The organism is Dietzia sp. E1, assembly GCF_014145015.1.
Taxonomy (GTDB): Bacteria; Actinomycetota; Actinomycetes; order Mycobacteriales; family Mycobacteriaceae; genus Dietzia; species Dietzia cinnamea_A.
Map to the genome: position 1 here is coordinate 1 of NZ_JAALDU010000139.1, position 8429 is coordinate 8429.

The following is an 8429-nucleotide window of genomic DNA, read 5'->3' on the forward strand; positions in this document are numbered from 1 at the left end:
GGCGGCCTCGGCGTCAGACCGACCGGTCGCGGGGACGCCAGCCGCGGCGGCGGGCGGGGGCGTGACACCCGCAGAGGCCTCGTACTCGCGGACGATCCGCTCGGCCTCGTCGCCGCGGCCCCGCGACTCGAGGTAGCGCACCGACTCGGGCAGGCCGAAGCGCACGACCAGCGCGTACGCGGCCGGGACCAGGCCCACGGCGAGCGCCCAGCGCCATCCGTCATCGCCGACGGGCACCACGAAGTAGCCGATGAGCGCGGCCATGATCCAGCCGACCGCCCAGAATCCCTCGAGGATCACCACCACCCGGCCGCGGATCCGACGCGGCGCGAACTCGCTGACCAGCGTCGACGCCACGGGCAGCTCGGCGCCCAGGCCCAGCCCTACGATGAAGCGCAGGACGATGAGCATCGCCACGCCGGTCGACAGCGCCGCCGCGCCGGTCGCCAACCCGTAGACCAGCAGCGTCGCGGCGAAGACCTGCCGGCGGCCGATCCTGTCCGCGAGCAGTCCGCCGAACGCGGCGCCCAGGGCCATGCCGACGAAGCCGATGGACCCGATCCACGACAGCTCGGTGGGCGTGAGCGACCAGTGGACGGCGAGCGCCGCCATGACGAAGGAGATCAACCCCACGTCCATCGCGTCGAGCGCCCAGCCGATGCCCGAACCGAACAGTAGTCTGCGGTGCTTGCGGGTGAACGGCAGGCCGTCGAGGCGCTCCGTGCGGGTCGTCATGTCGGCAACGCTACTCGCCACGCCCGGCGTGTCAGACATGGACGCTTGTCCGAGTAGACTGGCCAATACCATGCTGTAGGTCACAGCCCCAGGAGCTTCCCGTGAGCATTCCCGAATCGGCCGCGGACGCGGCCCCCGCCTCGAACGCGGACTTCGCCGTCGTCATACGGGGCGGCACGGTGTTCGACGGCACCGGCGCGCCCGGGGTCCGCGCGGACATCGGGATCCGCGACGGCGTGATCGCGGCGATCAGCGCCGCGCCGCTGCCCGTGGCCCCCACCACGCGCGTGGTGGAGGCCGAGGGCCGGTGGGTGACACCCGGCTTCGTGGACACCCACACCCACTACGACGTCGAGCTGCTCGTCTCCCCGGGGCTGGGCGAGTCCGTGCGGCACGGGGTGACCACCGTCCTGGTGGGCAACTGCTCGATCTCCGGCGTCTACTCCGGCACGGTCGACGTGGCGGACCTGTTCAGCCGCGTCGAGGCCCTGCCGCGCGACTCGGTCCTGCAGGCGCTCGAGGAGAAGAAGACATGGTCCGACCCGGCGGCCTGGCGGCGCGCCGTCGAGGAGCTCCCGCTCGGCCCCAACGTGGCGTCGTTCCTCGGGCACTCCGACGTACGCGCGTCCGTGATGGGCCTGGGCCGGTCGACCGATCCGAAGCACTCCCCCAGCCGCGAGGAACTGCGCGAGATCGACCGCCGCATCACCGCCGCCCTCGACGCCGGGTTCCTGGGCGTGTCCACCATGACCAACCCGTGGGACAAGATGGACGGCGACCGCTACCGCTCGCGGACGCTGCCCTCCACGCACGCCTCGTGGGGTGAATTCCGCCGGATCAGCCGCCTTCTTCGTCGTCGTGACCGGGTCCTGCAGGGCGTGCCCAACCTCAACACCAAGGTCGACGTGGCCTTCTACGCCGCCACCAGCACCGGGCTGTTCCGCAAGCCCCTGCGTGTCTCGCTGCTCTCCGCCGCGGACACCCTCGCCGAGCCGTGGGTCAACCGCATTTTCCGGCCCATCGCCTGGGCCGCCAACAGCCTCGGCAAGGGCAGGTTCGTGTGGCAGCACCTGCCCACCACGTTCAAGGTGTGGGCGGACGGCATCGACCTGGTGGTGTTCGAGGAGTTCGGGTCCGGCCGCGAGGCGCTGCACCTGGCCGACGAGGTGTCCCGCAACGAGCTGCTGCAGCAGGAGAGCTACCGGCGCTGGTTCCGGCAGGACTTCGAGAAGCGGTTCAGCCCGCGGGTGTGGCACCGCGACTTCGACGACGCGCTCATCGTCGCCTGCCCCGACGAGTCCCTGGTCGGCCAGACGGTCGGCGACGTGGCCCGCGCGCGGAAGCTTCACCCGGCCGACGCGTACCTCGACCTGGTGGTGGAGTACGGCACGGACTTCCGCTGGACCACCACCATCGCCAATGCGCGCGAGAAGGTCGCCAACCGGCTGGTCAACACCCCGGGCGTGACGATCGGCTTCTCCGACGCGGGCGCGCACCTGCGGAACATGGCCTTCTACAACTTCGGGGTCCGGCTGCTCGAGCGCGTCCACCAGGCCCAGCGGAAGGGCCGCCCGTTCCTGTCGACGGAGGAGGCCGTGCACAAGCTCACCGGCGAGCTGGCCGAGTTCTACCGCCTCGACGCGGGGCGCCTGGAGGTGGGTCGGCGCGCTGACGTGGTGGTGATCGACCCGTCTGGTCTCGACGGCGAGTCGCTCGACTACCACGAGGAAGCGATGCCCGAGTTCGGCGGGCTCCGCCGGATGGTCAACCGCAACGACCGGGCGGTCGCGGCGACCATCATCGGCGGCCGGGTGGTCTGGAGCGACGGCGAGTTCGCGCCGGGCTACGGCCGCGATTTCGGTGCGGGCCGATTCCTGCCCTCGGGCGAGACCGTCGCGCCGCGACCGGTGGAGGTGCCCGCACCGGTGGAGAGCCGGGAGGAGACGCCGCACACTTCACTGGCATGAGCGCCACACCCCTGGACGACGATGTCCGCGACCTGCTCCTCAAGCCCAACCCGTGCGTGATGGCGACGCTGCGCAAGGACGGCTCGCCGGTGACCGTGCCCACCTGGTACCGGCTGGTCGACGACCGGATCCACCTCAACCTGGACGCGGGCCGGGTGCGTCTGCAGCACATCCGCCGCGATCCGCGGGTGGCGCTGTCGGTGATCGACTCGGGCGACTGGTACACCCACGCGAGCATCCAGGGCCGGGTCACCGAGATCACCGACGATCCGGACCTGTCGGGCATCGACGCCCTCGCGCGCCATTACACGGGTGAGCCCTACCCCACCCGCGACCGGCCGCGGGTCGACGCCTGGGTGGAGATCGAGCACGTCCACGTCTGGGGACGACTCCTCGACAACTGACGCGGCGGGCGACGGCAGGGCGGCCGGCGGGGCGGACAGTGCTGGGGGCGGGCCGGCCACAACGCCCGCGCCGAGCCCGTGGTCGTCCTACGCTGAGGCCACCCTCGCCCCTCGACGCCCGGAGGCCCTCGTGTCGGACCGCTATCCCCTCGCCGAACTCGCCGATCTGCCCGACGACCTGCGCGAGCGGATCCTCGCCGAGCAGGAGAAGGCGGGTTTCGTCCCCGAGGTGTTCTTGATGTTCGGGCGGCGGCCCGCCGAGTCGCGGGCGTTCTTCGCGTACCACGACGCGCTCATGGAGCGGGAGGGGAACCTGTCCAAGGCGGACAAGGAGATGATCGTGGTGACCATCTCCGGGCAGAACAACTGTCTGTTCTGCGTGGTCGCGCACGGGGCGATCCTCCGGATCGTCAAGAAGGCCCCGCAGATCGCCGACCAGCTCGCCGTGAACTATCGCAAGGCCGATCTGACCCCGCGGGAGCGGGCGATCTGCGACTTCGCCACCAAGGTGAATCTGCGCTCGGACGAGCTGTGCGACGCCGACTTCGCCGCCCTGCACGAACATGGCCTCGACGACGAGGACGCGTGGGACATCGCCGCGATCACCGGGCTGTTCGGCTTGAGCAATCGCCTCGCCAACGCCACCGACATGCGTCCGAACCCGGAGTTCTACCTCATGGGCCGGGTGCCGCGGCAGAAGTAGTCGCGCGGGCCCTCCGAACCCCTCCCGGACCCTATAGCGCATTTACGCACGAACAGGTGTGCGGAAAATAAGCGAAGAGTTCATTCATTTCCGTGCCGGAATCCTCTATCACGATTCGGCACGTCGGCGCCTCAGAATCTGCGAATCCGACGTCGCACGATCCGCCTCATGGACGCTCGTCCTACTTCTTGATGCCATGATTCCGCTGCACAACGGCGACTATCCCTGCAGGCCTTGAGCATTCGTGGGCACCCTGGCCGGCCGACCAGGCCCGCAGCGTCCGCGTGTGACCTTAGATACAGAATCGTTGCCCAGTCTTGGCATTTGCTGAGTGGCCGACGCATACTCTTCTCAGTCCACACAGACTCTGAAAGTCCAAGGGGGACAACCCCTCCCCTCGAGCCCCAGGCTCAATCCCCCTCTAGAAAGGGTTCATCATGAACCAGGCGTACTACGCTCTCGTCACCCTCCAGGCCTTCTTCTCGGAGCGCCTCGACAACCGCAAGGACCGCGGCGCGACCGCTGTCGAGTACGGCCTCATGGTCGGCCTCATCGCGGTGGTCATCATCGTGGCCATCACCGCCCTCGGGACCGACCTGAAGACCCTCTTCCAGGGCGTGGCCGACAAGATCCCCGCCGTCGCCTGACGCAGATCGCAATGCCCTCCAGCCCGGTGCAGCGCTTCCCTTGAGCGCTGCACCGGGGCCGGCGCCGGCGTGAGCCGCCGCCTCTGAAACTCCCTCAGTTCCCTCCCTCTTCACCCTTCTCCCCCTCAGGCTCCTCAATGCTCACGCCCTCACGTGAGCGCGGGGCCACGGCCGTCGAGTTCGCGCTCGTCCTCCCGATCCTCATGCTGCTCGTCCTGGGCATCATGGAATTCGGACGGGCGTACCACGTGCAGACCACCCTCTCCAACGCCGCGCGCGACGGAGTGCGGGTCATGGCGCTGGAAGACAGCGCCACCGCCGCCAAGGCGACGGCCATAGCCTCCGCTCAATCCCTCCCCCTCACCGTCGACATGATTGACGTCAACCCCTCGCGCTGCTCGGCGGAGCCCACCTCGACAGGAACCACCACCACCTCGGGCACCGCCTCACCGGGCACCGCCTCGGTCACCATCACCTACCCGTTCACGCTGGCCTCGGGCTTCCTGCCCATCGATGACTTCACCCTCACCGGCACGGGGTCCATGCGATGCTTCGGATAGGCGACGACCGCGGCGCGGTCGGCGTCCTGGTGGCCATCCTCATGGTTCCGCTCATCGGCTTCGCCGCCCTGTCGCTGGACATCGCGGCGACTTACTCCGCGAAGCAGCAACTGCAGACCGGAGCGGACGCCGCCGCGCTGGCCATCGCCCAGGACTGCGCGCGGAACGCGTGCGGTTCGCCCACGGCGACAGCGCAGGAGTTCGCCGATCTCAACAGCCCCTCGGACGACGTGGTCGCCCGCGTGGACACGATCCCCACCGCAGCCAGCGGACGGGTCACCGTGACCGTCGAGACGGAGCGTCAGCACTGGTTCGCGCCGGTGCTGGGCGTCGACTCGACCACGGTCACCACCACGGCGAGTGCTGGCTGGGGCTCCCCCACCGGCGGTACCGCAATGCTGCCGCTGATCTTCTCGCTCTGCGAGCTGGAGGCCCAGGCCGGCAACGCGCTGGTGACCGGGAACGCCGAGCGGACGATCCTGTCGACCAAGACCTCGCAGACCGGGTGCTTCAAGAACGACCTCCCCGTGCCCGGAGGCTTCGGCTGGTTGGAGACGGACTCCGGCCAGACCTGCCAGAGCACCACCCGCGTCGGCGCGATCGTCTACGGCGAGCCGGGGAACACCCCCAAGCGGTGCGACCTCTCGACCATCCGCAACAAGACGGTCCTGCTCCCGGTGTTCGACGGCGGGCTCGACGTCGGCTTCGGAGGCAACGGCCGCGGCGCCTGGTACAAGGTCCACGGTTACGTCGCCTTCCGGGTCACCGGCTACAACTTCTCCGGCCAGCGCTGGAACCCGCCGTGCAGCGGGAACGACCGCTGCATCCGCGGTTACTTCACATCGCTGAGCGTCCCGGACCCGAGTTTCGTCTACGGGCCGGGCGCGCCGGGCCTCGGAACCTCGGCAGTGCATCTCCTCCCCGACTAGACCTACTACCCGATTAGCGAGAGCCCCATGAGTCGTCGTCTCGTCGCAGCGGTCGCAGCCGTCGTGCTCGCCCTGCTCGGAGCCGTCCTCCTCATCACCTACGTCAGCGGCGCCGACGAGCGCGCCATGGCCGGCATGGAACCGGTCGACGCAATGGTCGTGACCGCCCCGATCCCACAGGGCACGCCGGCGGCGGACATCACCGCATCGGTGGCCCTCGAGCAGCTGCCCTCGGCGTCCGTGGGCCCTGGCGCGGTGACCTCGATTGACGAGCTCGCGGGCCTGGTCGCCGTCACCGACCTGATGCCCGGCGAGCAACTCCTCATGGGCCGGTTCGGTGCGCCCGAAGCGCTCGAGCCGTTCGGCGGGGTCCCCGTCCCGGAGGGCCTGCACCAGGTGACCGTGCCGCTGGACTCGGCGCGTGTCACCGGCGGAACCCTCATGCCAGGAGACCTGGTCGGAATCTTCGCCTCCTTCGCGGGCGACCCGCCGGTGACCCACCTGGTCCTCGACAAGATCCTCGTCACCCGCGTCCAGGGCGGCCTGACCCCGTCGCCGGCGGCCGGCTCCGCAGACGCGGCCACCGACGCGGCCCCTGAGGGCGAGGACTCATCGGCCGCCCCCGTCCACGAGGGCACCGCGATGGTGACCCTGGCCGTCACCGCTCGGGACGCCGAGACCATCGTCTTCGCCGCCGAACACGGCACCATCTGGCTGTCGATCGTCGACCCCGCCGCCACGGCGGACGGCACCCGCATCGTCGACCCCGGGAACGTGTACCAATGAGCCACCTCCTTCTCGTCTCCGACTCCACCGACCTCCGCCAGCGCGTCGCCGACGCGGCCCGCGCCCGGATCTCCGTGATCGCGGGGCAGCCGCTCCCCGCCGGCCCGTCGCAGCTGTTCCAGCAGCTCGGCGCCGGCACGCCCATCCCGCAGGTGATCGTCCTGGACGCCGCCGGCGGCAGCGACGACGCGCTCGCTCTGGCCACGCGACTCGACGTGGAGTGCCCCGGCATCGCGGTGGTCCTGGTCAGCGAGCAGCCCGACACGCTCGCGCTGGCCGCTCTGCGGGCCGGCGTGTGCGACGTGGTCCGCCCGGACGCCGAGACCCCCGAGCTCCGCACCGTCTTGGCCCGCGCGCTCCACACAGCGCAGGCCGCCGCACAGCCGGTGCCGGGCGACCCCGCCATCAGCGGCGACGCCACCGCCCGCGGTCGCGTGATCACCGTGGTCTCGCCCAAGGGCGGCGTGGGCAAGACCACCGTCGCGACCAACCTCGCGGTGGGCCTGGCCCGCACCGCACCGCTGACCACCGTGCTCGTGGACCTCGACGTGCAGTTCGGCGACGTGGCCAGCGCCCTGAGCCTGGACCCCGACCACACCCTGCTCGACGTGACCCGCGGCCCGGCATCGCAGGACTCGATGGTCCTCAAGACGTTCCTCACCCAGCACCCGACCGGCCTCTACGCCGTGTGCGGGCCGGCCAATCCCGCCGACGCCGACGCCGTGACCCCCGACGACGTCGCCCGGCTGCTGCAGACCCTGGCCTCGGAGTTCCGCTACGTGGTGATCGATACCGCGCCCGGCCTCGACGAACACGCCCTCACCGCGATCGATCAGACCGACGAGCTGGTTCTGCTCACCGGCCTCGACGTCCCCGGCGTGCGCGGGCTGCGCAAGGAACTGGACATCCTCCGGGACCTCGGCGTGGCCTTCGACGGCCGCCACGTCCTCATCAACCTCGCCGACGCCCACAGCGGACTGACCAAGGCCGATGTCGAGGCCACCATCGGCACCGACGTCGACCTGGTGCTGCCCCGCAGCCGCGCCGTCCAGATCTCGGTCAACCAGGGCGTCCCCCTGCTGCAGAGCGACGCCCGCGACCCCATGACCAAGCAACTCCGCAAACTCGTCGACCGTTTCACCCCGGCACCCATGAGGCCCGCCGAGACGGCCGCCCCGACGCGCACCAGCGGCCGCCACCGCCTGCGTAGGAAGCGACTCACGCGATGAGCCTGTCCGATCGACTCCGTGCCGCCCGGGTCCCCGCCGCGGCGGCGCCTGCCGCGTCCGAGCCGGCCTCGCCGTCGTCCGCTGTTCCTGTGCCCGACGTCGCCGTGCCGGTGGCGCCCGTGACGACGACGAGGTCCGCCGGCGTCCCGACCCCGCCCCGCCCCGCGTCGGGCGCGACGGCCGGCACCGACGAACCCGCCATCGACCCGCTGATCTCCCTCAAGGAGCAGGCAGCCGGGGCCCTCTTCGAGCGCATCGGTGCGCGGCTCAACAACCCGTCGCTGACGGAGGACCAGCTCCACGCCATGGTCCGTGCGGAGCTGAACACGGTCGTGGAGGAACAGACCATCCCGCTCACCGGCGACCAGCGCAAGCGCCTCATCACCGACGTCCAGGCCGACGTGCTCGGCCACGGGCCGCTGGAGAGACTCCTCGAGGACCCGGACATCACCGAGATCATGGTCAACGG

9 protein-coding genes and 1 pseudogene are annotated in these 8429 nt (G+C 70.5%); 9 read left to right on the forward strand and 1 reads right to left on the reverse strand.

Annotation, left to right across the window (positions count from 1 at the left end; all coding sequences use genetic code 11):
• Window positions 1-735: MFS transporter (locus G6030_RS05880; RefSeq protein WP_241724196.1), on the reverse strand; the 735-nt coding region annotated here is incomplete at its 3' end.
• Between the two features lie 101 nt (window positions 736-836).
• On the opposite strand from G6030_RS05880, the gene G6030_RS05885 reads away from it, so the two are divergent.
• From G6030_RS05885 to G6030_RS05925, 9 genes and pseudogenes are all read left to right on the forward strand, one after another.
• Complete coding sequence (locus tag G6030_RS05885; protein ID WP_347238592.1) at window positions 837-2702, forward strand: amidohydrolase family protein; 1866 nt, start codon at window positions 837-839, stop codon at window positions 2700-2702.
• Complete coding sequence (locus G6030_RS05890; protein ID WP_182642489.1) at window positions 2699-3106, forward strand: PPOX class F420-dependent oxidoreductase; 408 nt, start codon at window positions 2699-2701, stop codon at window positions 3104-3106. The genes G6030_RS05885 and G6030_RS05890 overlap by 4 nt, the downstream gene beginning before the upstream one ends.
• 130 nt (window positions 3107-3236) lie before the next feature.
• Window positions 3237-3809 carry a peroxidase-related enzyme gene (locus G6030_RS05895; RefSeq protein WP_106385192.1) on the forward strand — a complete coding sequence of 191 codons (573 nt, stop codon included), beginning with the start codon at window positions 3237-3239 and terminating at the stop codon, window positions 3807-3809.
• Between the two features lie 437 nt (window positions 3810-4246).
• Window positions 4247-4456: a Flp family type IVb pilin gene (locus G6030_RS05900; protein WP_182642490.1), complete on the forward strand. Its 210-nt coding sequence runs from the start codon at window positions 4247-4249 to the stop codon at window positions 4454-4456.
• Window positions 4457-4593: 137 nt separating this feature from the next.
• Window positions 4594-5016: a TadE family protein gene (locus G6030_RS05905; RefSeq protein ID WP_182642491.1), complete on the forward strand. Its 423-nt coding sequence runs from the start codon at window positions 4594-4596 to the stop codon at window positions 5014-5016.
• The gene (locus G6030_RS05910; protein ID WP_182642492.1) at window positions 5004-5945 is read left to right on the forward strand and encodes a pilus assembly protein TadG-related protein; all 942 of its coding nucleotides are present in this window, start codon (window positions 5004-5006) and stop codon (window positions 5943-5945) included. Before G6030_RS05905 ends, G6030_RS05910 begins: the two co-directional genes overlap by 13 nt.
• 27 nt (window positions 5946-5972) lie before the next feature.
• The gene (locus G6030_RS05915; protein ID WP_182642493.1) at window positions 5973-6731 is read left to right on the forward strand and encodes an RcpC/CpaB family pilus assembly protein; all 759 of its coding nucleotides are present in this window, start codon (window positions 5973-5975) and stop codon (window positions 6729-6731) included.
• A complete protein-coding gene (locus G6030_RS05920; RefSeq protein ID WP_182642494.1) occupies window positions 6728-7960 on the forward strand; it encodes an AAA family ATPase in 1233 nt (410 codons plus the stop codon). The genes G6030_RS05915 and G6030_RS05920 overlap by 4 nt, the downstream gene beginning before the upstream one ends.
• A pseudogene (locus G6030_RS05925) lies at window positions 7957-8429 on the forward strand (CpaF family protein); the annotation flags it as partial. The gene G6030_RS05920 and the pseudogene G6030_RS05925, both read left to right, overlap by 4 nt.